This is a genomic window from Streptomyces rhizoryzae, from assembly GCF_023155275.1.
GTDB classification, from domain to species: Bacteria; Actinomycetota; Actinomycetes; order Streptomycetales; family Streptomycetaceae; genus Streptomyces; species Streptomyces rhizoryzae.
On sequence record NZ_JALMUV010000024.1, the window covers coordinates 57,012 to 82,471 of the forward strand.

Here is a 25,460-nt window from a genome sequence, read left to right on the forward strand (position 1 = left end):
TTGCCGCGGTGTGACAGCGGGATGAAATCCGCCGCCCCCGGTGTTGGCCCGTGCGGCAGACGACGCAAGGGAGGCACCGGGTGGCGGGGACGGATACCGCGGCGGACACCGCGCACGAGAGCTGGGCGAGGCGGCTGACCCGCGACTGCGGGCGGTACCGCAAGGACGTGGCGCTGGCGCTCGGCGCCTCGCTCGCCGGGATGGCGGTCACCGCCCTCGTCCCGCTCATCCCCAAGCTGATCATCGACGAGGTGATCGTCCGGCACGCGCGTCCGCTCGCCCCCTGGGCCACCCTGCTGGTCGCCGCCGCGGTGGTGGTCTACGTCCTGACCTACCTCCGCCGCTACTACGGCGGCCGGCTCGCCCTGGACGTCCAGCACGACCTGCGCACCCGGATGTTCGACGCGATCGCCAGGCTCGACGGGCGGCGGCAGGACGAGCTGAGCACCGGGCAGGTCGTCGGCCGCGCCACCAGCGACCTCCAGCTCATCCAGAGCCTGCTCTTCATGCTCCCGATGATGATCGGGAACGTCCTGCTCTTCGCCGTCTCGCTGGCCGTGATGGCGTTCCTCTCCCCGCTGCTGACGGTCGTCGCGCTGGCCGTCGCCCCGGCGCTGTGGTACATCGCCCGGCGCAGCCGCACCCGCCTCTTCCCCGCCACCTGGTACGCCCAGCAGCAGGCCGCCGCGGTCGCCTCCGTGGTGGACGGCGCGGTCTCCGGCGTCCGGGTCGTCAAGGGCTTCGGGCAGGAGGAGCAGGAGACCGGCAAGCTCCGGGCGGCCGGGCGCAGGCTGTTCGCCGCCCGGCTCCGCACCGTCCGCCTCAACGCCCGCTACACCCCCGCCCTCCAGGCCGTCCCGGCGCTCGGCCAGGTGGCGATGCTGGCGCTCGGCGGCTGGCTGGCCACCCGGGGGCACATCACCCTGGGCACCTTCGTCGCCTTCTCCACGTACCTCGCGCAGCTGGTCGGCCCGGTGCGGATGCTGGCGATGTTCCTCACCGTCGCCCAGCAGGCGCGGGCCGGCGTGGAGCGGGTCTACGAGCTGATCGACACCGAGCCGACCATAGCGGAGCACCCGGACGCCCGGGAGCTGCCCGCCGACGCCCCCGCCACCGTCGTCTTCGACCGGGTGACGTTCGGCTACGGGGCACACCACGCACCGGGGGCCGGCGGTGACGGCGGCGGGGACGGCGAGGCTGCCGCCCGCCGCCCCCTGCGGCCCGTCCTGGAGGACTTCTCGCTGCGGATCGAGGCCGGTGAGACGGTCGCCGTCATCGGGGCCTCCGGCAGCGGCAAGTCCACCGTCTCGCTGCTGCTGCCCCGCTTCTACGACGCCACCGCCGGCCGCGTCCTGGTCGGCGGCCACGACGTCCGCGAGCTGACCCTGCCGTCGCTGCGCGCCGCCATCGGCCTGGTCCCCGAGAGCAGCTTCCTGTTCTCCGACTCGATACGCGACAACATCGCCTACGGCCACCCCGAGGCCACCGACGCGCAGATCCGGGCCGCGGCCCGCGCCGCCCGCGCCGACGGCTTCATCGCCGAGCTGCCCCAGGGCTACGACACCAAGGTCGGCGAGCAGGGCCTGACCCTCTCCGGCGGCCAGCGGCAGCGGATAGCGCTGGCCCGCGCCATCCTCACCGACCCGCGCCTGCTGGTCCTGGACGACGCCACCTCCGCCGTCGACGCCCGGGTCGAGCACGAGATCCACGAGGCGCTGCGCGGGGTGATGGCCGGCCGCACGACGCTGCTGATCGCCCACCGCGCCTCCACCCTGGCGCTCGCCGACCGGGTCGCGGTGCTGGACGGCGGCAGGCTCGCCGACCTCGGCACGCAGGAGGAGCTGGCCGAGCGCTGTCCGCTCTACCGCCGGCTGCTGACCGACCCCGAGGAGCTGGGCGGCGTCCCGCACGACCCGGCCGGCGCCGCCGCCGACGCGTACGGCGGTGCGTACGCGGCGTCCGGCACGGCCGGGCTGCTCGCACCGTCCGCGGACGGCGACGGCGACGGTGGCGGCGGCCGCTCGCGGCCGGACGGACCCCGCCGCCCCGCCGCGCTGGTCGACGCCGCCCCCGACGGATCCGCCGACGCCGAGCAGGCCGCCGCGCGCCGGGCCGCCACCGGCGGCATCACCCCCGAGCTGTGGGTGCGCCGCGAGGAGGAGGCCGAGGCGGGCGCAGCGGGCCCCGCCCCGCGCACCGCGGGCGCCACCGGACCCGGCCTCGCCGCCGCCCTGGCCGGCGCCCCGGGCAGTCCCGAACTCCTCGCCCGGGTCGCCGCGCTGCCCCCGGCCGCCGACACCCCGGACGTCGACGAGGCCGCCGCCGTCCGCCCGGAGTCCTCCTTCGGCCTGCGCCGGCTGCTGCACGGCTTCGGCGGCCCGCTGGCCGTCGCCCTCCTGCTGGTCGCGGTGGACGCGCTGGCCTCCCTGCTGGTGCCGGTCCTCATCCGGCAGGGCATCGACGACGGCGTCCGGCGCGGCGTCCTGGCCGGCGTCTGGACCGCCGCCGCGCTGGCCCTGGCCGTGGTGCTGGTCCAGTGGGCCGCCCAGATCGGCGGCAACCGCCTGACCGGCCGCACCGGCGAGCGGGTCCTGTACTCCCTCCGCCTGAAGATCTTCGCCCAGCTCCAGCGCCTCGGCCTGGACTACTACGAGCGCGAACTGACCGGCCGGATCATGACCCGGATGACCACCGATGTTGATGCTTTGTCGACATTCCTCCAGACCGGGCTGGTCACCGCCGTGGTCTCGGTCCTCACCTTCTGCGGCATCCTGGTCGCGCTGCTCGCCCTCGACGTCCAGCTCGCCCTGGTCGTCTTCGCCACCCTGCCCCCGCTGGCGCTGGCCACCTACGTCTTCCGCAAGCGCAGCGTCCGGGCCTACGAACTCGCCCGCGAGCGGATCTCCACCGTCAACGGCGACCTCCAGGAGAGCGTCGCCGGTCTGCGGATCGTCCAGGCGTTCCGCCGCGAGGGCCACGGGGCCGAGCGGTACGCCGCGCACAGCGACGCCTACCGCCGGGCCCGGGTGCGCGGCCAGTTCCTGATATCCGTGTACTTCCCGTTCGTCCAGCTGCTGTCGTCGGTGGCGTCCGCCCTGGTGCTGATCGTCGGCGCCGACCGGATCGGCGACCGCACCCTGACCGCCGGCGCCCTGGTCGCCTACCTCCTCTACATCGACCTCTTCTTCGCCCCCGTCCAGCAGCTCTCCCAGGTCTTCGACGGCTACCAGCAGGCATCGGTCTCGCTCGGCCGGATCCGCGAACTCCTCGCCCGGCCCACGACCACCCCGGCGCCCGCCGACCCCCGCCCGGTCCCCGCGCTGCGCGGCGAGATCACCTTCGAGGACGTCCACTTCCGCTACGGCGGGGACGGCGAGGCGGCCCTGGCCGGCATCGACCTGACCATCCCGGCCGGCCAGACCGTCGCCTTCGTCGGCGAGACCGGCGCCGGCAAGTCCACGCTGGTCAAGCTGGTCGCGCGGTTCTACGACCCGACGTCCGGCACGGTCCGGGCCGACGGCACCGACCTGCGCGCACTGGACCTGACCGGCTACCGCCGCCGGCTCGGCGTCGTCCCCCAGGAGTCCTACCTCTTCGCCGGCACGGTTCGGGACGCCATCGCCTACGGCCGCCCGGACGCCACCGACGCCGAGGTGGAGGCGGCCGCCCGGGCGGTCGGCGCGCACGACATGATCGCCACGCTGGAGGGCGGCTACCTCCACGAGGTCGCCGAGCGCGGCCGCAACCTCTCCGCCGGCCAGCGCCAGCTGCTGGCCCTGGCCCGCGCCGAACTCACCGACCCCGACGTGCTGCTGCTCGACGAGGCCACCGCCGCCCTGGACCTGGCCACCGAAGCGGTCGTCAACCACGCCACCGACCGCCTGGCCGGCCGCCGCACCACCCTGGTCGTCGCGCACCGCCTGACCACCGCCGCCCGCGCCGACCGGGTCGTGGTGCTCGACCACGGCCGGGTCGCCGAGGACGGCACGCACGCCGAACTCCTCGCCCGCGGCGGCCGCTACGCCGAGCTGTGGCGCACCTTCACCGGCGAGGAGGAGCCGCTGGCGGTCTGATCCGGCGGCGCGCGGCGGCGGACCGGCACCGCCGGCACCCCCCATGGGGGCTGGTGGCGCCCCCGCCGCCCGGATAGGTTCGGCCCGACCTTTGTCATCCCAAGGGGAGGGTGCATGCGCAAGGCCAGCAGATGGCTGCTGACGCTCGCCGTACTCATAGGTACGGCGGGCGTCGGCGCACCGGCAGGGGCGGCCACCGCCGCCGGCCGGGACAGCACGGACATCAAGGACCGGATCCTCGCGATCCCCGGTATGAGCCTGATCGAGGAGAAGCCGGTCGACGGGTACCGGTACTTCGTCCTCCAGTACACCCAGCCGGTCGACCACCGGCACCCGGAGAAGGGCACGTTCCAGCAGCGCCTGACGCTGCTGCACAAGTCGGTGGACCGCCCGACGGTCTTCTACACCTCCGGCTACAACGTCAGCACCACACCGTCCCGCAGCGAACCCACCAAGATCATCGACGGCAACCAGGTCTCCCTGGAGTACCGTTACTTCACCCCGTCCCGCCCGGTCCCCGCCGACTGGACCAAGCTGGACATCAAGCAGGCCGCCACCGACCAGCACCGCATCTTCCAGGCGCTGCACGCCCTCTACCCCAAGAACTGGATCGCCACCGGCGGCAGCAAGGGCGGGATGACGGCCACCTACTACCGCCGCTTCTTCCCGCAGGACATGAACGGGACCGTCGCCTACGTCGCGCCCGACAACACCGACCGCGACGACACCCGCCCCTACGACCGCTTCTTCGCCACCGTCGGCACCCCCGCCTGCCGCGACGCGGTCGGGAAGGTCGAGCGCGAGGCGCTGCTGCGCCGCGACGAGATGGTCAACCGCTACGAGAAGTGGGCCGGCGAGAACAAGCGCACCTTCCGCCTCACCGGCAGCGCCGACCGGGCCTACGAAGTCCTCGTCACGGACCTGGTGTTCGGCTTCTGGCAGTACCAGCCGGCCGAGACCGCGTGCGCCGAGGTGCCCGCGCCCACCGCCTCCACCGACACCCTGTGGACCTGGATCGACAAGGTCGGCGGCTTCGACTCCTACACCGACCAGGGCATGGAGAAGTACCAGCCGTACTACTACCAGGCCGGCACCCAGCTCGGTGAGCCGAAGTACCACTACCCCAACCTCCGCGGGCTGCTGCGCTACCCCGGCATCAACAACTCCCGCAGCTTCGTGCCCCGCGAGATCCCCATGCGCTTCGACCGGCGCGCCATGCCCGACGTGGACCGCTGGGTGCGCCACCACGCCACCCGCATGATGTTCGTCAACGGGCAGTTCGACCCGTGGAGCGCCAAGCACTTCGAACTGGGCCGCGGCGCCCGGGACTCGTACGTCTTCACCGTCGCCGGCGGCAACCACGGCGCCAACATCGCCAAGCTCAAGGACGCCGACCGCACCAAGGCCACCGCCGAACTGCTCAGCTGGGCCGGGCTCCCGGTGCCCGCCGACGGCCGGGCCGCCGCACCGGCACCGCACAGCAGCACCCTGGACCGGCCGGAGAGCCTCCGTTCGACGTCCCTGCGGCCGTAACCGCCCACCGGGTGCGCCCCGTTGACCCGCGGGGGCGCACCCGGCACGCCGCGGCCCGGTGTCAGTACCGCAGCCCGTGCCCGATCTGGAACAGCGCGGTGCCCGAGGAGTCCGCGCGCAGTATCGGCACCGGCAGCCGGCCCACCGGGTCGCGCCGCCCGGCGATCACCCGGGCCGCGGCCCGCAGCTCCACGTCCGTCCAGGAGTACGCCACAAGCGCCGCCTTCACCCCGTCCAGCAGGGCGATGTCGTACGGGTTGCGGACCGCCAGCTGCACCACCGGCTTCCCGGTCGCCAGCAGCTCCGCGACCAGCGCCCGCTGCGGTGAGGCGGCGGTCACGTCGTACGTCGCCACCACCGCCGCGTCCCGCTCGGCCAGCGCCGCCCGGGCCCGGGCGATCAGCTCCCGGGACGGTGCGGTCCCGGTGGACAGCGCGGTGGCGGCGAACCCCAGCCGGGTCAGCTCACGGGCCAGCACCCCGGTCGGCGGGCCGCCGGTGCCGGACGGCGCGGCCGGGTCCGCGCCCGCCACCAGCACCCGCCCGGTCCGCCGCCGGGACAGCGGCAGCAGCCCGCCGTCGTTGCGCAGCAGCGTGGTGGTGCGGTCCGCGATGCGGTCCGCGGCGGCGAGGTGGGCGCGCACCCCGACCACCCGGTCCACCTCCTGCCGCGAGGTGTACGGGTCGGCGAACAGCCCGCGGCGCTCCTTGAGCAGCAGGATCCGCAGCAGCTTGGCGTCGATGTCCCGCTCGTCCAGCTCGCCGTCCCGCAGCGCCCGGACCACGGCCGCGTGCGCGACCGCCAGGTCCGGCGGGTTCAGCAGCTGGTCCACCCCGGCCTTCAGTGCCAGCACCGGCACCCGGGCGTCCCCGTACTTCACCCGGACGCCCTGCATGCCCAGCGAATCGGTCACCACCACCCCGTCGTAGCCCAGCCGCCGCCGCAGGATGCCGGTGACGATCGGGTGCGAGAGGGTCGCCGGGTCGCCGCTGGGGTCCAGGGCCGGCACCACGATGTGCGCGGTCATCACCGAGTCGATCCCGGCCGCGACCGCCGCCGTGAAGGGCGGTGCGTCCAGCCGCTCCCACTCCTGCGCGGAGTGGTGGATGTACGGCAGCCCGACGTGGCTGTCGGTGTCGGTGTCGCCGTGCCCGGGGAAGTGCTTGGCGCAGGCCGCCACCCCGGCGCTCTGGTAGCCGTGCACCTGGGCGGCGACCAGCCGGGCCACCGCCTGCGGGTCGGCCCCGAAGGAGCGGACGCCGATGACCGGGTTGGCGGGGTTGACGTTCACGTCCGCGTCCGGTGCGTAGTCCTGGTGGACGCCCATCGCGCGCAGCTCCCGGCCGGCGATCCGGCCCGCGGTCCGGGCGTCCGGCGCCGACCCGGACGCACCGAGCGCCATCGCCCCGGGGAACAGCGTGGCCGGCGCCCCGATCCTGGCCACTGTCCCGTGTTCCTGGTCGGTGGAGATCAGCACCGGTACCGGGACGCGCAGCGCGGCGGCGGCCCGCTGGATGCCGTTGGACAGTGCGGCGATCTGGTGCGGGTCGCGGGTGTTGTGGGCCCAGCCGAAGTAGATGATGCCGCCGACGTGGTACCGGGCGATCAGCTCGGCGGCGTTGGCGACGCCGATCTCCTTGCGGTTGGCGTCGGCGTCGGCGGGGTCCGGGTCGGTGGCGGAGTGCCCGTACACCCGCATCACGAAGAGCTGCCCGGCCTTCTCCTCCGGCGTCATCCGGGCGATCAGCCGCCGCAGGTGGGCCACGGTGGCGCGGGACGGCGCGGGGACGGGAGCGGGGGAGGCGGGGGTGAGGGGGGCGGCGCCCGCGGTGCCGGTGCCCAGGGCGGCGGCCGCGGCCGCGGCGGCGGTGGTGGTCAGGACGGTACGTCTGGAGTGCATCTGCGCTCCTTCCGGGGGGCTTCCTCGAACATGTGAAGGAAACTTCCAAGGAGACGCCGATAGCCGGAAAACACCTGCCGGTCAACGACGGCGGACGGCGGCGCCGCCCAGCGATTGCGGGGCGGGCGGGGGTGTGGTGGGGGACGCGGCGGGGCGCCCCGGGCGGCGGCCGTCAGCCGCCCGCGGCCCGCCCGAGCAGCCGTTCCAGGTGGGCCCGGCCCGCCGCCAGCAGCCCCGGCAGCTCCGCGGCCCCGGGGTACCACCGCTTCTCGTACTCCCAGCACAGCCAGCCGCCGGCCGCCGGACCGAGCGCCGCCACCGCCGCCGGCAGCGGCAGCACCCCCGCCCCCAGGGGCAGCGGCGTCAGGTCCTGGGCCGACGCCACGTCCTTGACCTGTGCGTACCCCAGGTGGCCGGCCAGCGCGGCGCGGGTGGCGGCCGGGGTCTCACCGCCGAGCCAGGTGTGCAGCACGTCCCACAGCGCGCCCACCGCCGGGTGGTCCACGGCCGCCAGGATCCGGGCCGCGGCCGCACCGGTGCGGTGCGAGTCATGGGTCTCCAGCAGCACCCGTACCCCGCGCTCCGCCGCCCGCGGCGCCACCGCGGCCAGCCGCCGCACCGCGTCCGCACCGGCCCGCCCGGCCGGCCGCCCGCCGCCCCCGGGGAAGACCCGGACGAACGGAGCCCCGAGGTCGGCGGCCAGGTCCACCAGGCCGGCCAGCTCCCGGGCCAGCGCCGCCTCGGCCGCGGCCCCGGCGCACTCGGCGGCGACGCGTGCGTACCCGGCGACGGCCAGCACCGCGACCCCGGCGTCCGCGAACCGGTCGCGCACGGCGGCCCGCCGGTCCGGCCCCAGCCCCGGGTGCACCGGCTCCTCCGGGTGCGCGCGCAGCTCCACGCCCTGGTAGCCGCACCCCGCGGCCAGCCGGGCCACCGCGTCCACCGGCATCCCCGGCACCCCGAGCGTCGAGAACGCCAGCCGCACCCCCGCCGCACCGCCGCCACCCCTCGCGCCGTCCCCCACGTCACCCATCGCGCCTCCCGTGCGCCCTGCCGCCCTGCCGCCCGCACCGGCTGTCTTCCCCGGCCGGGCCGGCCGGACCCGTCCCGCACCCCGTCCCGCACCCGGCGCGGCACCCTGCGGCCCGAACAGCCGTGCCAGGGCGCCGTCTTGCCGGTGGCCCGGCCCGCGGGCTAGCGTCCCTGCACGCGACAGGGCGCTCACCCGCCACCTGCTCCCACCACCGCTACCCCCCACCCACCGGGAGGCCGGGCCGTGACCCGCAGGACCGTACGCATCGCCATGAACGGCGTGACCGGGCGCATGGGACACCGCCAGCACCTGGTCCGCTCCCTCCTCGCCCTGCGCGACCAGGGCGGGCTCCCCCTCGACGCGACCACGGTGCTGTGGCCGGAGCCGGTGCTCGTCGGCCGCTCCGCGCCCCGGGTGCGGGCGCTGGCCGAACGGCACGGCCTGAGCTGGAGCACCGACCTCGACACGGTCCTCGGCGACGACGGCGTCGAGGTCTACTTCGACGCGCAGATCACCGCGGCCCGCGAGGCGGCCGTGCGGCGCGCGATCGCCGCCGGCAAGCACGTCTACGTGGAGAAGCCCACCGCCACCACCCTCACCGGCGCGCTGGAACTCGCCCGCCTCGCCCAGGAGGCCGGCGTCCGGCACGGCGTCGTCCAGGACAAGCTCTTCCTCCCCGGTCTGCGCAAGCTCCGCCGCCTCCTGGACAGCGGCTTCTTCGGCCGGGTGCTGTCGGTGCGGGGCGAGTTCGGCTACTGGGTCTTCGAAGGGGACGTCCAGCCGGCCCAGCGGCCCTCCTGGAACTACCGCGCCGAGGACGGCGGCGGTATCGCCGCGGACATGTTCCCGCACTGGGAGTACGTCCTGCACGACCTGTTCGGGCCGGTCCGCGCCGTCCAGGCCCGGGTCGCCACCCACCTCCCGCGCCGCTGGGACGAGTCCGGCGCCCCCTACGCGGCGACCGCCGACGACGCCGCCTACGCGCTCTTCGAGCTCGACGGCGGTGTGCTCGCCCAGCTCAACTCCTCCTGGGCGGTGCGGGTGCACCGCGACGAGCTGCTGGAGTTCCAGGTGGACGGCACCGAGGGCTCCGCCGTCGCCGGGCTGCGCCGCTGCCGCGTCCAGCACCGCGCCACCACCCCCCGACCGGTCTGGAACCCCGACGTGCCGTCCGCCGAGCCGTTCCGCGACCAGTGGCAGGAGGTCCCCGACAACGGGGAGTTCGCCAACGCCTTCCAGGCCCAGTGGGAGCTGTTCCTGCGGCACGTGGTGACCGGCGCGCCCTGGGACCGCGACCTGTGGGCGGGCGCCCGCGGCGTGCAGCTCGCCGAACTGGGTCTGCGCTCCTCCGCCGAGGGCCGCCGGCTCGCCGTCCCGGAGCTGCCCCGGTGACCACCCCGCCGCCCCCCGGGGCACCGCCGCGCTCCCGTACGCTCCTGGCCGCCGCCCACGTGGTCGCCGACCCGCTGACCGGGACCACCCCGGACGGCCCGGCCGCCCTCGACTGGGACGCCACCCTCGCCTTCCGCCACCACCTGTGGGCGCACGGGCTGGGCGTCGCCGAGGCGATGGACACCGCGCAGCGCGGGATGGGCCTGGACTGGCCGGCCGCCGCGGAACTCATCCGCCGCACCGGCGCCGAGGCCCGGGCCACCGGCGGCCACCTGGTCTGCGGCGCCGGCACCGACCAGCTCCCGCCCGCCGCCGGCACCCTCGCCGACGTCCGCGCCGCCTACGAGGAGCAGCTCGCCGCCGTCGAGGAGGCGGGCGCCCAGCCGGTCCTGATGGCCTCCCGCCGGCTCGCCGCACTGGCCGCCGGCCCGGACGACTACCACGCCGTCTACGGCCCCCTGCTGCGCCAGTCCGCCCGCCCGGTGATCCTGCACTGGCTCGGCCCGGCCTTCGACCCGGCCCTGACCGGCTACTGGGGCAGCGACGACCCGGACACCGCCGCCGGCACCCTGCTGGACCTGATCGCCGACCACCCCGGCGCGGTGGACGGCGTCAAGGTCTCCCTGCTGGACGCCGCCCACGAGGTGCGGCTGCGCCGCCGCCTCCCGGCGGGCGTGCGCTGCTACACGGGCGACGACTTCCACTACCCCGGGCTGATCGCCGGGGACGCGCACGGCTTCAGCGACGCCCTGCTGGGCGTCCTCGACCCGCTGGCCCCGCTGGCCGCCGCGGCGCTGCGCCACCTGGACGCCGGCGACCCGGCCGGCTTCCGCGCCGTCCTGGACCCGACGGTGCCGCTGGCCCGCCACCTCTTCGAGGCGCCCACCCCGTACTACAAGACCGGTGTGGTGCTGCTCGCCTGGCTGGCCGGCCACCAGGCGCACTTCACCATGGTCGGCGGCCTGCACGCGGCCCGCTCCCTGCCCCACCTGCACCGCGCGTACCACCTCGCCGACGGCCTCGGCCTCTTCCCCGACCGGGAGCTGGCCGCCGCCCGGATGCGGGCCCTGCTGACCGTCCACGGCGCCGGGGAGCTGAGCCGCGGATGACCGGCGCACCCCCGCCCCCGGCCCGCCTGAGCCTCAATCAGGAGACCGTCCGCCAGTGGTCGCTGCCCGAGCTCGCGGCCGGCTGCGCCCGGGCGGGCGTGCGCGGCGTCGGCCTGTGGCGCGCGCCGGTGCGGGAGTACGGGGTGGCGGCCGCCGCCCGGCTCGTCCGGGACGCCGGGCTCACCGTCACCAGCCTGTGCCGCGGCGGGTTCTTCACCGCCGAGGACCGGGGGGAGCGCCGGGCGGCCCTGGCGGACAACCGGGCCGCCATCGAGGAGGCCGCGGCCCTGGGGACCGGCACCCTGGTCCTGGTCTCCGGCGGCCTGCCGCCCGGCAGCCGGGACCTGCCCGGCGCCCGCGAGCGGGTCGCCGACGCGCTCGCCGCACTCGCCCCGTACGCCGCCGCGCACGGCGTCCGGCTGGCCCTGGAACCGCTCCACCCGATGTACGCCGCCGACCGGTGCGTGGTCTCCACCCTCGGCCAGGCCCTGGACCTGGCCGAGCGCTTCCCCGCCGACCGGGTGGGCGTGGTGGTCGACACCTACCACCTGTGGTGGGACGACACCCTGGACCGCCAACTGGCCCGCGCCGGCGCCCGGATCGTGCTGGTCCAGCTCGCCGACTGGGTCACGCCGCTGCCCGAGGGCGTCCTGCTGGGCCGCGGGCAGCTGGGAGACGGGTCGGTGGACCTGCGCGGCCTGTGCGCCCGCGCCGGTGCGGCCGGCTACCGCGGCCCCCTGGAGGTGGAGATCTTCAACCCCGCCCTGTGGTCCCGGGACGGCGCCGAGGTGCTGGCCGAGGTCGTCGCGCGCTTCACCGCCCACGTCGCCTGACCGGGCCCCGCCCCCGGCTCCCGCACCCGCTGTCACCCCCTGGCGGTACCGTCGGGGCATGGTCAACGCAGCCGTGGTGGAAGGGGTCCTGGAGCGGATCACGTACGCCAACGAGGAGACCGGCTACACCGTTGCGCGGGTGGACACCGGCCGCGGGTCCGGCGAGCTGCTCACCGTCGTCGGCGCGCTGCTGGGCGCCCAGCCGGGGGAGTCGCTCCGGCTGGAGGGCCGCTGGGGCTCCCACCCCCAGTACGGCAGGCAGTTCACGGTGGAGAATTACGTCACCGTCCTCCCGGCCACCGTCCAGGGCATCCGCCGCTATCTGGGCTCGGGGCTGATCAAGGGCATCGGACCCCGGATCGCCGACCGCATCACCGAGCACTTCGGCATCCGGACCCTCGACGTGATCGAGCAGGAGCCGGGCCGCCTGATCGAGGTGCCCGGCCTCGGCCCCAAGCGCACCCGGCTGATCGGCGCCGCTTGGGAGGAGCAGAAGGCCATCAAGGAGGTCATGGTCTTCCTCCAGGGCGTCGGCGTCTCCACCTCCCTCGCGGTCCGCATCTACAAGAAGTACGGCGACGCCGCCATCTCCGTGGTGCGCAACGAGCCCTACCGCCTGGCCGCCGACGTCTGGGGCATCGGCTTCCTGACCGCCGACCGGATCGCGCAGTCCGTCGGCATCCCGCACGACAGCCCCGAGCGGGTCAAGTCCGGCCTCCAGTACGCCCTGTCGCAGTCCGCCGACCAGGGCCACTGCTTCCTGCCCGAGGAGCAACTCATCGCCGACGCGGTGAAGTTGCTCCAGGTCGACACCGGCCTGGTCATCGACTGCCTGGCCGAACTCGCCGCGGACCCCGAGGGCGTGGTCCGCGAGAAGGTCCCCGGGGCGGAGGACGGTGCGCCGGTCACCGCGGTGTATCTCGTGCCGTTCCACCGCGCCGAGCGCTCCCTGGCCGGCCGGCTGACCGGCCTGCTGCGCGCCCCCGAGGACCGGATGCCCGCCTTCCAGGACGTGGACTGGGAGCGGGCGCTGGCCTGGCTGGCGCGGCGCACGGGCGCGCAGCTGGCGCCCGAGCAGCAGGCCGCGGTCCGGCTCGCGCTGTCCCGCAAGGTCGCCGTGCTCACCGGCGGCCCCGGCTGCGGCAAATCCTTCACGGTCCGCTCGGTGGTCGAGCTGGCCCGCGCCAAAGGGGCCACGGTGGTGCTGGCCGCGCCCACGGGCCGGGCGGCCAAGCGGCTGGCGGAGCTGACGGGCGCGGACGCCTCCACCGTCCACCGCCTGCTGGAGCTCAAGCCCGGCGGGGACGCCGCCTACGACGCGGACCGCCCGCTGGACGCCGATCTGGTCGTCGTGGACGAGGCGTCCATGCTCGATCTGCTGCTGGCGAACAAGCTCGTCAAGGCGGTCCCGCCGGGCGCCCACCTGCTGCTGGTCGGCGATGTGGACCAGCTGCCGTCGGTGGGCGCCGGCGAGGTGCTGCGCGATCTGCTGGCCGAGCCGGGGCCGGTGCCGGCGGTCCGGCTGACGCGCATCTTCCGCCAGGCCCAGCAGTCCGGCGTGGTCACCAACGCACACCGCATCAACTCCGGCGTCCCCCCGCTGACCAGCGGACTCGCGGATTTCTTCCTGTTTCCCGAGGAGGACGCGGAGGAGGCCGCCCGGCTCACGGTCGATGTGGTGGCGCGCCGCATCCCCGCGAAGTTCGGCCTGGACCCGCGCCGGGACGTGCAGGTCCTCACCCCGATGCACCGCGGCCCGGCCGGGGCCGGCGCGCTCAACGGCCTGCTCCAGCAGGCGGTGACCCCGGCCCGCCCCGACCTCCCCGAGCGCCGCTTCGGCGGCCGGGTCTTCCGCGTCGGCGACAAGGTCACCCAGATCCGGAACAACTACGACAAGGGTCGCAACGGCGTCTTCAACGGCACGGTGGGAGTGGTCACCGCCCTCGACCCCGTCGAGCAGCGCCTGACGGTCCGCACCGACGAGGACGAGGAGGTGCCCTACGACTTCGGCGAACTGGATGAACTGGCCCACGCCTACGCGGTGACGATCCACCGCTCCCAGGGGAGCGAGTACCCGGCCGTGGTGATTCCGGTCACCACCAGCGCCTGGATGATGCTCCAGCGCAATCTGCTCTATACCGCTGTGACCCGGGCGAAACGGCTGGTGGTGCTGGTCGGCTCCCGCCGGGCCCTCGGCCAGGCCGTCCGCACGGTTTCCGCCGGTCGGAGGCATACCGCGCTGGACCACCGACTCGCCGGAGCGATCTGAGGCCGCCCCCTTTTCCCATCGGGGCGAACGGGGGCAGGATGGACAGCATCGCGGCACTGAGTGCCGCGATGAGGCCCTATGGCCGACCCCGAGTGCACATCCAAGGTCCAAATGGGGGAAGGTATAGGCAGTCAGGGCACCTCGAAGAAGAGGCACAACGTCGGTGAGGGATGACGTGAGCGACAACTCTGTAGTACTGCGTTACGGGGACGGCGAATACAGCTACCCGATCGTCGACAGCTCGGTCGGCGACAAGGGCTTCGACATCTCGAAGCTGCGCGCCCAGACCGGTCTGGTGACCCTGGATTCCGGTTACGGCAACACCGCGGCGTACAAGTCCGCGATCACCTACCTCGACGGTGAAAAGGGCATCCTGCGGTACCGCGGCTACCCGATCGAGCAGCTCGCCGAGCGCAGCACGTTCGTGGAGACCGCGTACCTCCTCATCCACGGCGAGCTGCCCACCGTCGACGAGCTGGCGAACTTCAAGCAGGACATCACGTACCACACCCTGCTGCACGAGGACGTCAAGCGCTTCTACGACGGCTTCCCGCGGGACGCCCACCCGATGGCCATGCTGTCCTCCGTGGTCAGCGCGCTGTCGACGTTCTACCAGGACAGCCACAACCCGTTCGACGAGCGGCAGCGGCACCTGTCGACGATCCGCCTGCTGGCCAAGCTCCCGACCATCGCGGCCTACGCCTACAAGAAGTCGGTCGGCCACCCGGTCGTCTACCCCAGCAACGAGCTCGGCTATGTCGAGAACTTCCTGCGGATGACCTTCTCGGTCCCGGCCGCCGAGTACGAGCTGGACCCGGTCGTGGTCAGCGCCCTGGACAAGCTGCTGATCCTGCACGCGGACCACGAGCAGAACTGCTCGACGTCCACGGTGCGCCTGGTCGGCTCCTCGCAGGCGAACCTCTTCGCCTCGATCTCGGCGGGCATCAACGCCCTCTGGGGCCCCCTGCACGGCGGCGCCAACCAGTCGGTGCTGGAGATGCTGGAGGGCATCCGGGACGCCGGCGGCGACGTCGACACCTTCATCCGCAAGGTGAAGAACAAGGAAGACGGCGTGAAGCTGATGGGCTTCGGGCACCGCGTCTACAAGAACTTCGACCCCCGGGCGAAGATCATCAAGGCGGCGGCGCACGACGTCCTCTCGGCGCTGGGCAAGGAGGACGAGCTCCTCGACATCGCCCTGAAGCTGGAGGAGCACGCGCTGGCCGACGACTACTTCGTCGAGCGCAAGCTCTACCCGAACGTCGACTTCTACACCGGCCTGATCTACCGCGCGATGGGCTTCCCGACCGAGATGTTCACCGTGCTCTTCGCGCTCGGCCGGCTGCCCGGCTGGATCGCCCAGTGGCACGAGATGATCACCGAGCCCGGTTCCCGCATCGGCCGCCCGCGCCAGGTCTACACCGGCGTCGTCGAGCGCGACTTCGTGCCCGTCCAGGAGCGCTGAGCCCCGCCGCCGCGCGGCGGCCGGACCGAGCCCCGCTGCCGCGCACCGGTGATCGATAATCGCGTAAACCGCCCCCGCTTCCGCCCGCGCGGCCGCGGCGGGCGGAAAACGAAAGCGCCCCGCCTCCGGATCCCCCCACGGGTCCAGAGTGCGGGGCGCTTCCCATGTCCCGGTGCGGATTCCCCCCACGGGATCCGTCCGGGCGTTCCGGGTTGCACCGCGCTCTGCCGGGACGCGCACATTCGGGAGGGCCGCTCAAAGCTCCCCGGGCGCGTCGCCCCGGCCAACGCGGAGCCGGGCGCGGTCCCCCAAGACCGGCACGGCTTTCGCAGTGCAAGCCCCGCCGGGGTGCCTGCACTGCCCGGTTAGACTCCCGACCCCCCTCGATGGTTACGTTGCGATGAGTGTGATCTGGGTCTCATGCCATATAGGGGCGAATCTGGTCAAGGGCTTCCATTTGGAGATCGGCGCCTTGAGGTATGGGTGTTGTGTCAGTTGTAAGGGCCGTGTGAAATTTTGCGGGCGCACCCCGAGGTGACGACCGTTCGCCGTTGATCGTCCCGGTCTGCGGCGATTGCCTCCGGTGTCCGGCCGTCCGGCCGATTCTCCCGATACGCGCGAGGCGCAGGGCGTCCCGCCGGAGCGGGTGCGTCCTGCGCCTCGTCGGGGAGCGCGGGGTGTGGCGGGGCTCAGACCTGGCCCGTGAGCTCGTAGCCCGCCTCGTCGACCGCCGCGCGCACCGCGGCCTCGTCCAGCGGCGCCTCGGAGACGACCGTCACCAGGCCGGTCGCCGCGACCGCCTGCACCGAGCTGACCCCGGCCAGCTCGCCGATCTCGGACGACACCGCGCCCTCGCAGTGCCCACAGGTCATCCCGGTGACCTTGTAGACGGTGGTCACCGCGCCGTCCTGGACGGCGGTGGAGCCGCCGGAGTGGCAGGAGCCCTCGGGGGTGCAGCAGGAGCTGTTCTCAGCCATGGATCTCTCCTCGTGGTGCCGTGTGTGCCGACATGTGCCGGTACGGGCCGATGCGGCCGCTGTGCCCAGTGTGCTGCCCGTGGGGCGGGTGGGGGTGCGGTGGCGGCCGGTGTCGCCCTTCCAGCTGCCGTCACTGTATACCCCCAGGGGGTATGAAGCCAAGCGGCGTGGTCCGCCTCGCACGCGTTGCCGCCCGCCGCGCCGCGCGGGAGTCTGGGGGTACGGGCTCGGGGCGCGGATCCGAGGAGGCGGCCGGGATGGACGTACCCGCCCTCTGCGGACTGCTGGCGGCCACCACGCTGCCGCCGCTGGTGCCCAACTCCGCGCTGCTGGCCGCCGCCGGCGCGCTGGCCTCGCAGGGCCGCGCGGCGCTCCCCGTGGTCCTGGTGACGGTCGCCGGCAGCGCCCTGCTGGGGGACGTCCTGATGTACCTCGCCGCACGGCGCTTCGGCGGCCCGGTGCGCGCCTGGATGCTGCGCCGCCCGCGCCGCCGCGCCCTCCTCGTCCGGACCTCCGCGCGGATCCGCCGGCACGGCCTGCCGTTCGTGGCCGCCGTGCGCTTCCTGCCCAGCGGCCGGATCGCCGGAGCCCTGGCCTCCGGATTCCTGCGCTACCCGCTCCGCAAGTACGCCCTCGGTGCCGCGCTCGCCGAGTCCCTGTGGGCGGGCTACTCGGTCGGCCTCGGCTACCTCGGCAGCGCCGCCGCCGGCAATCCCCTGTGGGCCGCGGCCATCGGCCTCGGCGTCTCCGTCCTCGTCGCCGCCACCGGCCTCGCCGTCCAGCGGGCCGCCCGCCGCCGCGCCCCGCGCGCCCGCGCCGCCGGGCGGCCGCCGTCGGCCGCCGCGACGGTGACTGTCAGTGGCCGCCCGTACCGTTGAGGTCATGGCGGAAGAGACGGAACGGACAGCGCGGGCCGGCCCGGCGCGGGTGCGGATCGCGCCGTGGACGGCGGCCGGACTCCCCCTGCTGCGGCAGGCCAACACCCCCGCGATGACGCGGTATCTCGGCGGCCCCGAGACCGAGGAGCAGCTCGTCCGCAGACACCGCAGGTACCTCGCGGTCGAGGGACCGGGCCGGATGTACCGCATCCTGCTCCTGCCGGGGCGGGAGGCGGTGGGCACGGCCGGGTTCTGGGCCGCGGAGTGGGGCGGGGAGGCCGTCTACGAGGCGGGCTGGAGCGTGCTGTCCGCCTTCCAGGGCCGGGGCATCGCGGTCGCCGCGGTCCGCCAGGTCCTCGCCGCGGCCGCCGCCGAGGGCCTCCGCAGTACCGTCCACGCCTACCCTTCGGTGGCCAACGCGGCGTCCAACGCGGTCTGCCGCCGGGCCGGTTTCCGCCTCGCGGGGGAGTGCGAGGTCGCCTACCCGCCGGGGCACCCGCTGCGGGCCAACGACTGGTACATACCCCTCCGGGAGACGGAGACGGGGGCGGACACCCACTAGGAAGCGGCCGGAGGGAGGGGCGTGCCGGTGGCGGTCCCGGGCGGCCCCGGCGTGCCGCGGGCCGGGTCCGTGCCGGTCGGGTCGGTGCCGAGTGGGGCGGAGCGGACGTCGTCGAGGGATACCGGCAGGCCGGTGCGCCGGGAGCGGTCGCACGCCTCCGCGACGTAGAGCGCCTCCAGCGCCTCGGCCGGGGTGCAGGGGCTCGGCGCCCGGCCGGCGGCCACCGCGACGAAGGCCGTCAGCTCGGCCACGTACGCGTCGTGGAAGCGCTCCATGAACGTCGCGTACGGCGCGGCCCGGCGCCAGGACAGCGCCGGTTCGGCGGACGGCAGCGGGGCCCGGTCGTCCAGCCCGACGAAGCGGGCGCCCGCGGAGCCGCAGACCTCCAGCCGCACGTCGTGGCCCGCGCCGTTGTAGCGGGTCGCGGTGACGGTGGCCAGCGTGTCGTCGTCGAAGCGCAGCAGCGCGGCGCCGGTGTCGACGTCGTCGGCCTCGGCGAAGAAGGCCGCGCCGCGCTGGGTGCCCTGGGCGTAGACCGAGACCACCTCGTGGCCGGTCAGCCAGCGCATGATGTCGAAGTCGTGGATGCCGCAGTCCCGGAACAGCCCGCCGGAGGTCGGGATGAAGTCCGCGGGCGGCGGCGCCTGGTCGCCGGTGCAGGCGCGCAGGGTGTGCAGCCGGCCCAGCTCGCCGGCGCGCAGCGCCGCGCGGGCGGCCCGGTACCCGGCGTCGAACCGCCGCTGGAAGCCGATCTGCACGGGCACGGTGCCGGCCTCGGCCCGCGCCACGACGGCGCGCGTGCCCGGCACGTCCGGCGCCACCGGCTTCTCGCAGAACACCGGGACCCGGGCGTCCAGTGCCTGGTGGATCAGGGCGGCGTGCGCGCTGGTCGCGGCGGTGATCACCACCGCGTCGACCCCTTGCGCGTACAGCTCCCCGATGCTGTCCGCGGCCCGTACGCCCAGCGTGCCGGCGAGCGCGGCGGCCCGCGCCGGGTCCGCGTCCGCGACGACCAGGCCGGTGACGCCGGGGACGCCGAGCAGGGTCGCGGCGTGGAACGCGCCGATGCGCCCCGTTCCGATGAGGCCGATCTTCATGGGCTGGCTTCCCTTCGGGAGAGGCGGGGACGGGCGGGGGACCGCGGGCGGGCGCCGCCCACGGGGGCAGGGCGCCGCGGGCCGCTATTGGAACGGTCCAACGTCCCGTCCCGGCACCTTGCAGGTCCGTATGTCAGGATGTCAACCCTTGTGGCGGGTCAGCGAGTTCGGCGTCGGGACGCGGCGGACCGATGGCTGGGCCCGCGCGTTGACGCCGGTCCGGCGCGATGGGAGGATCGGCGCCCATGGAACGGTCCAATGCGTCCCCCGGCGCGCCGGAGCCGACTGCCGGGCAGGGGTCCGGGGCGGCGCGGCCGCCGACGATCCGGGCCGTCGCCGCGCGGGCGGGCGTCTCCAAATCGCTGGTCTCCCTCGTCCTCCAGGGCTCGCCGCGGGTCAGCGACGCCAAGCGGCAGGCCGTCCGGGAGGCCATCGACGCGCTGGGCTACCGGCCCAACGCCGCCGCCCGCAGCCTGGTCGCCCGGCGCACCCACACCGTCGGGGTGCTGGTGAACGACCTGCGCAACCCCTGGTTCACCGACGTCCTCGACGGTCTGAACTCCGTGCTGCACGGGCACGGCCTGCGGATGCTGATGGCCGACGGCCGGCTGGACCGGCGCACCGGCCAGGAGTTCGCCCGCACCTTCCAGGAGTTGCGGGTGGACGGCCTGGTGGTCGCCGGCACGCTCCCGGACACCGCGGGGCTCGCCGAGGCCGCCGCGCGGCTGCCGACCGTCATCGCCGGCGACCACGGGCCGCACCTGCCCCGGGTGGACATCGTCGCCAACGACGACGAGCGCGGCGCCCGCCTCGCCACCGAGCACCTCCTCGGTCTCGGCCACCGCCGGATCGCCCATGTCGCGGGCCGGGGCCCGGTCGGTGAGCTGCGCCGGCGCGGTTTCGAGGCGGCGATGCGGGCCCACGGGGCGGACGCCGCGGTGGAGCAGGGCGACGGCACGGAGGAGGGCGGCTACCGCGCCGCCGTGCGGCTGCTCGGCCCGGCCCGCGGCGCCGGCCGGCCGACCGCCGTCCTGGCCTTCAACGACCTGTCCGGCATCGGGGTGCTGTCCGCCGCCGGGGAACTGGGCCTCCGCGTGCCCGGCGGCCTCTCGCTCGTCGGCTACGACAACACCTACCTCGCCCGGATCCGCCACCTCTGGCTGGACTCGGTCGACAACGCCGGCCACGAGGTGGGCCGCCTGGCCGCCCGCTGCCTGCTGGACCGGATGGCGCACCCGGAGGCCCCGGCCGTCCGCCGGCTCGTCGCGCCGGAGCTGGCGGTCCGCGGCTCATCCGCCCCGCCCGGCGGCGGAAGCCGGAGCGGGCCCGGCGCCGCGTAGCCGGGGGCGGCCCCCGGGCCACCGGGCCCCGGCCCCGCAGGCCCGGTACGCGAGCCGGTCGTAGGGCATCGACGTGCCGCCGCCCGGCGGGGCGGCGGCGTACCTCCGCAACGGGGCGGCGGGCACCTGGAGTTCGTGGGCCTGGCGGACCAGGGCCCGGTCGGCGGGGGAGACCTCGTCCGGGCCGGTGGCCGTCCGCACCGGCACCGGGCGCGCCGCTGCCGCCGGTGCGACCGCCAGGCCGGCCGGCGGGCGGGCGGCGCGCGCACCGCGTGACGTCGTGCCCGGCCCGGGCGGCGAGGGCGGCCGGGTGGCCGCCGATCGCACGGGCCGGCCGGGGAAGGGCCAGGGGCCGTTCACTGCCGGCCGCGGTGGCCCGGGCGGCGCGCCACCCAGGCTCTGACGGTGTCGGCGTACCAGTACGGTTTGCCGGCCTCCACGAGATCCGGTTCGGGCAGCAGGCCGTGCTTGCGGTACGAGCGCACGGTGTCCGGCTGCACCTGGATGTGGGCCGCGATTTCCTTGTACGACCAGAGCCTACGGTCGGTCATCTCTGCGCACCTCCTTGGCGCCGCGCGCAGGCGTTGCCCGGCCGGTTCGGCAGGGCTGCGCACGGCGGCGGGATCACTCAGCCTGTGCCTGGGGAACGACGGTGCGTGACCGTGGGCCAGGGCCTGTTGAGAGGCTGTGACGGAAGATCCGCGTGATGGTGACAGCCGTGACGGAGGACGGACGGCTGTGACGCGGACGGGACGGACAGGCGGACGGGACGGACGGGACGGACCGGACGCGGCACCTCACGGCGGTGCGGTGGGCGGCGGCCCCGGCCGCGGAACCGTCGCCGCACCGCCGCGGGGCGCCGCGGCTGACGTGCGCTCAGGAGTACAGGGCCCGCCAGGTCTTCGTGTCGACCGTGCCGGTGGGCCTCAGGCGGTGCCGGGTCTGGAAGGCCGCGACGGCGGCCCGGGTCCGGTCGCCGAAGTGGCCGGTGACGTCCTTCCAGGCGAGGCGGCGGTGGTTGGCGAGCAGGCACTGCACCTGCTTGACGCGGTCGCCGCGCTGGCCGGGGGCGGTCGGCGCGGTGCCGCGGTAGTAGGCGCAGGCGGCGAGGACGGCGGGCCGGGCGGGCGCGGCGGGCGCGGCCGGGCCGGTGAGCAGCCCGGCGGCCAGCAGCCCCGCGGCGGCGGTGCGGAGGCCGGTCCGCCGGACCGCCGGGGCGGTGCCCTCCGGCCCGGGCCGGCCCGCGGACTCCCTGGTGGCGCACGTCTCGTGCGGTGCGTTGGTGTTCACGGTGTCCATGGCTTCCCCGGGCGGGGCGCGTCGGCGGTGGGCGCACCCCTTTGCACGAGGGGTCCGCGGGCGGTCGCGGGGGTGGCGGAGGAGGGCCGGGGCTATCGGGCGGACGGTCCGGGGGCCGCGGCGCGCCGCTCGGCGCCGTCCGCCCCGTGCTCCTCGGCCTCGTCGTCCGGGCCGCCCCCGCCGGCGGCCCGGCGCAGCTCCTGCTCCAGGTCCTCCAGGGCCAGGCCCTTCGTCTCCGGTGCGTACCGGTGGCAGAAGAGCAGGGAGAGCACGCACATCGCGGCGAAGAGCCAGCACGTGCGGCCGGGGCCGGCGGCGTCGAGCAGCACCGGGAAGGCCAGGGCGACACCGAAGTTGACCAGCCACATCACGAACACCGCGGCGCCCATGGCCAGTCCGCGGACCTTCAGCGGGAACATCTCGGCGAGCAGCAGCCACACCCCGGTGTTGAGGGTCGCCTGCATGAAGCCCATGTAGAGCACCATCAGGGCGAGGACCGGGTAGCTCAGGCCGGCGGTGTGCGGCAGGTGGAAGGCCGCGCCCAGCAGCCCCAGGGAGACCGCCATGCCGGTGAGCCCCCACAGGAGCATCGGGCGCCGGCCCACCCGGTCGATCAGCGCCATCCCGACCGCGGTGGCGAGGACCGAGACCGCGCCGATGGCGAGGGTGGCGGTGATCGCGGCGCTGGTGCCCAGACCGGTGGCCGCCAGGATCCTGGGGGCGAAGTAGACGACCGCGTTGACCCCGGTGATCTGCTGGACGACCGCCAGCCCGATGCCCACCAGCAGCAGCCGCCGCACCCAGGGGCGCCGCAGTTCCTGCCGGGCGCCGCGCCGGGCGTCGGTCTCCAGGGTGCGGGCGCGGGCGATCCGGGACAGCTCGCCGGGCACGTCGGCGGCCGGCAGGGTGCGGCGCAGCACCGCGGCGGCCTCGTCCGGCCGGTCCCGGCCGAGGTACCAGCGGGGCGTGTCCGGCAGGAAGAGGACGCCGAGGAGCAGCGCCACGGCGGGCAGGGCGGCCAGCCCCAGCATCCAGCGCCAGGCCGCCCAGTGGGCCAGTACGGCGTTGACGAGGTACGCCAGCAGCTGGCCGCTGACGATCATCAGGGAGTTGAACGAGACCAGCCGGCCGCGCAGGTGGGCCGGTGCGATCTCGGAGAGGTAGAGCGGGGTGATCACCGAGGCGCTGCCCACGGCGAGGCCGAGGACGCAGCGCGCGGCGGCCATGAACGGCACGGTCGGCGCCAGCGCGACCGCCACCGCGCCGCCGGTGAACACCGCGCCCGCCCACAGCAGCGCGGTGCGCCGCCCCAGCGCGTCCGCCATCCGGCCGCCGGCCAGCGAGCCGAACGCGGCGCCGATCAGCAGCGCGCTGGTGACGACGCCCTCGCCGAGCGCGCCGAGGCCGAAGTGCCGAGCCATGAACGGCAGGGCGCCGGAGACCACCCCGGTGTCGTAGCCGAACAGGGCGCCGCCGAGCGCGGCGATCGCGGCGATGGCGACGACGAAGCGGCGGGCGCCGCCGGTGGCGGCGGCGGGCGGGGCGGGGGCGGTGGTCAGGCCGCCGGGGGCGGCGGTGGGCGGCCCGTTCACCGATACAGCTCCGGGCGCTCGACCAGTTCGACCGCGACCCGTTCCCCGGTGGCCTGGGCCCGCACCCCGGCCTCGCACACCGCGGCCGCCGCGTAGCCGTCCCAGCAGCTGGGGCCCTCGACCTCGCCGCGCCGGGTGGCGTCCACCCAGCGCTGCACCTGCCGGTCGTAGGCGTCCGCGAAGCGCTCCACGAAGCCGGGCGGGATGGTGCCGCCCCAGTGGCCGGCGGTGTTGGTGAAGACCCCGTGGTCGTCGCCGATCCGGGCGGTCCCGTGCTCGCAGACCGCCTCGCAGCTGACCTGGTAGCCGAAACCGCAGTTGACGAAGAGTTCGGTGTCCACGACCCGGCCGCCGGCCGTCTCGAAGAGGATCAGCTGCGGGTCGCTCAGCCCCTCGGGGGCGTTGCCGGTGGGCGCCGGGCGCAGCACCCGGACGGCGGTGATCTCCTCGTCCAGCAGCCAGCGGGTCACGTCGATCTCGTGCACCGCCGAGTCGTTGATCATCATGGCGTCGGTGAAGCCGGGCGGGGTGTCGGCGTTGCGGTGCTTGTGGTGCAGCATCAGCGGGCGGCCGTACGCGCCGTCGTCCAGCAGGGACTTCAGGGTGCGGTAGCCGGCGTCGTAGCGGCGCATGAAGCCCACCTGGACGCGCCGGTGGCCCAGCTCCTGCTCGGCCGCCAGGACCCGCAGCGCGGCGGCGGCGTCCGGGGTCAGCGGCTTCTCGCACAGCACCGGCAGGTCGCGGGCGAACGCCGCCAGCAGCGCCGCCTCGTGGGCCGGGCCCGGGGAGGCGATCAGCACGGCGTCCACCGCCGGGTCGTCCATGGCGGCGGCCGGGTCGGTGTACGCGGTGGCGCCGTCGATGCCGGCGGCGAGCCGGGCGGCCCGTCCGGCGTCGAGGTCGGCCACCGCCGCCACCCTGGCCCCGCTGATCACGCGGTCCAGGCGCCGTACGTGGTCGGCCCCCATCCGCCCGGTGCCGATGACCGCCACGCCCAGCGTCCCGCGCACACCCGTCGCGCCCGTCTCGCCCATGCCGTCCCTCTCGCCCTTCTGCCGTACGGTGTCCGTCCCGTTGGGCGCGCCGGTGCGCGCCGCGAGCCGCCTCATGCCCCGCAGGACCGCAGGAAGCGGCGGGTGCGCCGGGCGATCGGCAGCGGCCGGTCGGGCGGGCAGGGGTACATGTCCTGCTCCACGATGGCGAAGAGGTCGGTGCCCAGCTCCTGGGCGGCCTCCAGGACGGGCGGCAGGGCCGGGACGCCCAGCGGCGGTTCGCACATCACGCCCTGCCGGACGGCCGGGCCGAACGCGGTGCCCCGGGCGATCACGTCGCGCAGCACGTCCGGGTCCACCTGCTTGAGGTGGAGGTAGCCGATCCGCTCGCCGTAGGTGCGGATCAGCTTGACGCTGTCGCCGCCGCAGTAGGCGTAGTGGCCGGTGTCCAGGCAGAGGTTGACCAGGTCGGAGTCGGTGACGTGGAGGAAGCGCTCGACGTGCTCCTCGGTGTCGAGGTGGGTGTCGGCGTGCGGGTGGACGGCGATGGCCAGGCCGAACTCGTCGCGGACCCGCTTGCCCAGCCGCTCCATCCCGGTGGTCAGGTGCTTCCACTGCTCGACGGTCAGCTCGGGCGGTTCGAGGAGTTCGGCGGTCTTGTCGTCCCGCCAGAAGGACGGGATGACGACGAGGTGCGAGGCGTCCATCGCCCGGGCGAGGGTGGCGACTTCGGTGACGTGGGCCCAGGTCCGGTCCCAGACGGCCGGGCCGTGGTGCAGCGAGGTGAAGACGGTGCCGGCCGAGACGGCGAGGCCGCGCCGGGCGGTCTCCTCGCGCAGCACGGCGGGGTCGGTGGGCAGGTAGCCGTGCGGGCCGAGTTCGATCCACGCGTAGCCGGCCTCGGCGACCTCGTCCAGGAAGCGCCGCCAGGGGACCTGCTGGGCGTCGTCGGGGAACCACACGCCCCAGGAGTCGGGGGCGGACCCGATGCGGAGGCGGTCCAGGACGGGCGAGGCGGCAGGGGGTGCGGACATGCTGCGGCTCTCCTCTCGCCGGTCGGCGGTGACCGGGAGGCGCTGGGTGGGTTGTGGGGCACAGCCTCGCTGCCGCCCTGGG

Annotated in this window: 19 protein-coding genes; 10 read left to right on the forward strand and 9 right to left on the reverse strand. The window is 75.2% G+C overall.

The window, feature by feature from the left end:
- Positions 1-80: 80 nt before the first annotated feature.
- Positions 81-4,073, forward strand: coding sequence for an ABC transporter ATP-binding protein (locus MUU72_RS19960; protein WP_248014686.1), 3,993 nt, complete (start codon positions 81-83; stop codon positions 4,071-4,073).
- Positions 4,074-4,187: 114 nt separating this feature from the next.
- Entirely contained in the window at positions 4,188-5,606 is a 1,419-nt protein-coding gene (locus MUU72_RS19965) for a S28 family serine protease (RefSeq protein WP_248014687.1), read from the forward strand.
- A gap of 61 nt (positions 5,607-5,667) precedes the next feature.
- On the opposite strand, the gene MUU72_RS19970 is transcribed toward MUU72_RS19965, so the two are convergent.
- Positions 5,668-7,506 (reverse strand): glycoside hydrolase family 3 protein, encoded by a 1,839-nt coding sequence (locus MUU72_RS19970; protein WP_248014688.1) that lies wholly within the window; start codon positions 7,504-7,506, stop codon positions 5,668-5,670.
- A gap of 172 nt (positions 7,507-7,678) precedes the next feature.
- Positions 7,679-8,491 (reverse strand): sugar phosphate isomerase/epimerase family protein, encoded by an 813-nt coding sequence (locus MUU72_RS19975; protein WP_248014725.1) that lies wholly within the window; start codon positions 8,489-8,491, stop codon positions 7,679-7,681.
- A gap of 291 nt (positions 8,492-8,782) precedes the next feature.
- Here MUU72_RS19975 and MUU72_RS19980 point away from each other — a divergent pair, with 291 nt between their 5' ends.
- The 5 genes from MUU72_RS19980 to MUU72_RS20000 all read left to right on the forward strand — a co-directional run bounded on the left by MUU72_RS19980 (position 8,783) and on the right by MUU72_RS20000 (position 15,607).
- On the forward strand, positions 8,783-9,931 hold the full coding sequence (locus tag MUU72_RS19980) for a Gfo/Idh/MocA family protein (RefSeq protein WP_248014689.1): 1,149 nt from the start codon (positions 8,783-8,785) through the stop codon (positions 9,929-9,931).
- The gene (locus tag MUU72_RS19985) at positions 9,928-11,040 is read left to right on the forward strand and encodes a dihydrodipicolinate synthase family protein (protein ID WP_248014690.1); all 1,113 of its coding nucleotides are present in this window, start codon (positions 9,928-9,930) and stop codon (positions 11,038-11,040) included. The genes MUU72_RS19980 and MUU72_RS19985 overlap by 4 nt, the downstream gene beginning before the upstream one ends.
- On the forward strand, positions 11,037-11,873 hold the full coding sequence (locus MUU72_RS19990; RefSeq protein WP_248014691.1) for a sugar phosphate isomerase/epimerase family protein: 837 nt from the start codon (positions 11,037-11,039) through the stop codon (positions 11,871-11,873). The genes MUU72_RS19985 and MUU72_RS19990 overlap by 4 nt, the downstream gene beginning before the upstream one ends.
- Before the next feature lie 58 nt (positions 11,874-11,931).
- Positions 11,932-14,142 (forward strand): SF1B family DNA helicase RecD2, encoded by a 2,211-nt coding sequence (recD2, locus tag MUU72_RS19995; protein ID WP_248014692.1) that lies wholly within the window; start codon positions 11,932-11,934, stop codon positions 14,140-14,142.
- Positions 14,143-14,317: 175 nt separating this feature from the next.
- Positions 14,318-15,607 (forward strand): citrate synthase, encoded by a 1,290-nt coding sequence (locus tag MUU72_RS20000; protein WP_248014693.1) that lies wholly within the window; start codon positions 14,318-14,320, stop codon positions 15,605-15,607.
- Between the two features lie 689 nt (positions 15,608-16,296).
- Here MUU72_RS20000 and MUU72_RS20005 read toward each other — a convergent pair.
- Positions 16,297-16,584, reverse strand: coding sequence for a heavy-metal-associated domain-containing protein (locus tag MUU72_RS20005; protein ID WP_248014694.1), 288 nt, complete (start codon positions 16,582-16,584; stop codon positions 16,297-16,299).
- A gap of 257 nt (positions 16,585-16,841) precedes the next feature.
- On the opposite strand from MUU72_RS20005, the gene MUU72_RS20010 reads away from it, so the two are divergent.
- Both MUU72_RS20010 and MUU72_RS20015 read left to right on the forward strand, forming a co-directional pair.
- Positions 16,842-17,462: a DedA family protein gene (locus tag MUU72_RS20010; RefSeq protein WP_248014695.1), complete on the forward strand. Its 621-nt coding sequence runs from the start codon at positions 16,842-16,844 to the stop codon at positions 17,460-17,462.
- 4 nt (positions 17,463-17,466) lie between these two features.
- A complete protein-coding gene (locus tag MUU72_RS20015; protein WP_248014696.1) occupies positions 17,467-18,024 on the forward strand; it encodes a GNAT family N-acetyltransferase in 558 nt (185 codons plus the stop codon).
- On the opposite strand, the gene MUU72_RS20020 is transcribed toward MUU72_RS20015, so the two are convergent.
- Positions 18,021-19,121 carry a Gfo/Idh/MocA family protein gene (locus tag MUU72_RS20020; RefSeq protein ID WP_248014697.1) on the reverse strand — a complete coding sequence of 367 codons (1,101 nt, stop codon included), beginning with the start codon at positions 19,119-19,121 and terminating at the stop codon, positions 18,021-18,023. The two genes, MUU72_RS20015 and MUU72_RS20020, sit on opposite strands and share 4 nt — an antisense overlap.
- A 245-nt stretch (positions 19,122-19,366) precedes the next feature.
- On the opposite strand from MUU72_RS20020, the gene MUU72_RS20025 reads away from it, so the two are divergent.
- Positions 19,367-20,461 carry a LacI family DNA-binding transcriptional regulator gene (locus MUU72_RS20025; RefSeq protein WP_248014698.1) on the forward strand — a complete coding sequence of 365 codons (1,095 nt, stop codon included), beginning with the start codon at positions 19,367-19,369 and terminating at the stop codon, positions 20,459-20,461.
- 356 nt (positions 20,462-20,817) lie between these two features.
- On the opposite strand, the gene MUU72_RS20030 is transcribed toward MUU72_RS20025, so the two are convergent.
- The 5 genes from MUU72_RS20030 to MUU72_RS20050 all read right to left on the reverse strand — a co-directional run bounded on the left by MUU72_RS20030 (position 20,818) and on the right by MUU72_RS20050 (position 25,378).
- Positions 20,818-21,012 carry a helix-turn-helix transcriptional regulator gene (locus MUU72_RS20030; RefSeq protein ID WP_248014699.1) on the reverse strand — a complete coding sequence of 65 codons (195 nt, stop codon included), beginning with the start codon at positions 21,010-21,012 and terminating at the stop codon, positions 20,818-20,820.
- A 325-nt stretch (positions 21,013-21,337) separates the two neighbouring features.
- Positions 21,338-21,760 (reverse strand): peptidoglycan-binding domain-containing protein, encoded by a 423-nt coding sequence (locus tag MUU72_RS20035; protein ID WP_248014700.1) that lies wholly within the window; start codon positions 21,758-21,760, stop codon positions 21,338-21,340.
- A gap of 92 nt (positions 21,761-21,852) precedes the next feature.
- A complete protein-coding gene (locus tag MUU72_RS20040) occupies positions 21,853-23,319 on the reverse strand; it encodes a sugar porter family MFS transporter (RefSeq protein ID WP_248014726.1) in 1,467 nt (488 codons plus the stop codon).
- 29 nt (positions 23,320-23,348) lie between these two features.
- Positions 23,349-24,386 (reverse strand): Gfo/Idh/MocA family protein, encoded by a 1,038-nt coding sequence (locus MUU72_RS20045; protein ID WP_248014727.1) that lies wholly within the window; start codon positions 24,384-24,386, stop codon positions 23,349-23,351.
- Between the two features lie 71 nt (positions 24,387-24,457).
- Positions 24,458-25,378: a sugar phosphate isomerase/epimerase family protein gene (locus MUU72_RS20050; RefSeq protein ID WP_248014701.1), complete on the reverse strand. Its 921-nt coding sequence runs from the start codon at positions 25,376-25,378 to the stop codon at positions 24,458-24,460.
- Positions 25,379-25,460 lie beyond the last annotated feature (82 nt).

Coding starts and splice junctions, on each gene's coding strand:
- MUU72_RS19965 (WP_248014687.1), top strand. CDS start 4,188: ATGCGCAAGGCCAGCAGATGGCTGCTGACGCTCGCCGTACTCATAGGT.
- MUU72_RS19970 (WP_248014688.1), bottom strand. CDS start 7,506: ATGCACTCCAGACGTACCGTCCTGACCACCACCGCCGCCGCGGCCGCG.
- MUU72_RS19990 (WP_248014691.1), top strand. CDS start 11,037: ATGACCGGCGCACCCCCGCCCCCGGCCCGCCTGAGCCTCAATCAGGAG.
- recD2 (WP_248014692.1), top strand. CDS start 11,932: ATGGTCAACGCAGCCGTGGTGGAAGGGGTCCTGGAGCGGATCACGTAC.
- MUU72_RS20005 (WP_248014694.1), bottom strand. CDS start 16,584: ATGGCTGAGAACAGCTCCTGCTGCACCCCCGAGGGCTCCTGCCACTCC.
- MUU72_RS20010 (WP_248014695.1), top strand. CDS start 16,842: ATGGACGTACCCGCCCTCTGCGGACTGCTGGCGGCCACCACGCTGCCG.
- MUU72_RS20015 (WP_248014696.1), top strand. CDS start 17,467: ATGGCGGAAGAGACGGAACGGACAGCGCGGGCCGGCCCGGCGCGGGTG.
- MUU72_RS20020 (WP_248014697.1), bottom strand. CDS start 19,121: ATGAAGATCGGCCTCATCGGAACGGGGCGCATCGGCGCGTTCCACGCC.
- MUU72_RS20025 (WP_248014698.1), top strand. CDS start 19,367: ATGGAACGGTCCAATGCGTCCCCCGGCGCGCCGGAGCCGACTGCCGGG.
- MUU72_RS20030 (WP_248014699.1), bottom strand. CDS start 21,012: ATGACCGACCGTAGGCTCTGGTCGTACAAGGAAATCGCGGCCCACATC.
- MUU72_RS20035 (WP_248014700.1), bottom strand. CDS start 21,760: ATGGACACCGTGAACACCAACGCACCGCACGAGACGTGCGCCACCAGG.
- MUU72_RS20045 (WP_248014727.1), bottom strand. CDS start 24,386: ATGGGCGAGACGGGCGCGACGGGTGTGCGCGGGACGCTGGGCGTGGCG.
- MUU72_RS20050 (WP_248014701.1), bottom strand. CDS start 25,378: ATGTCCGCACCCCCTGCCGCCTCGCCCGTCCTGGACCGCCTCCGCATC.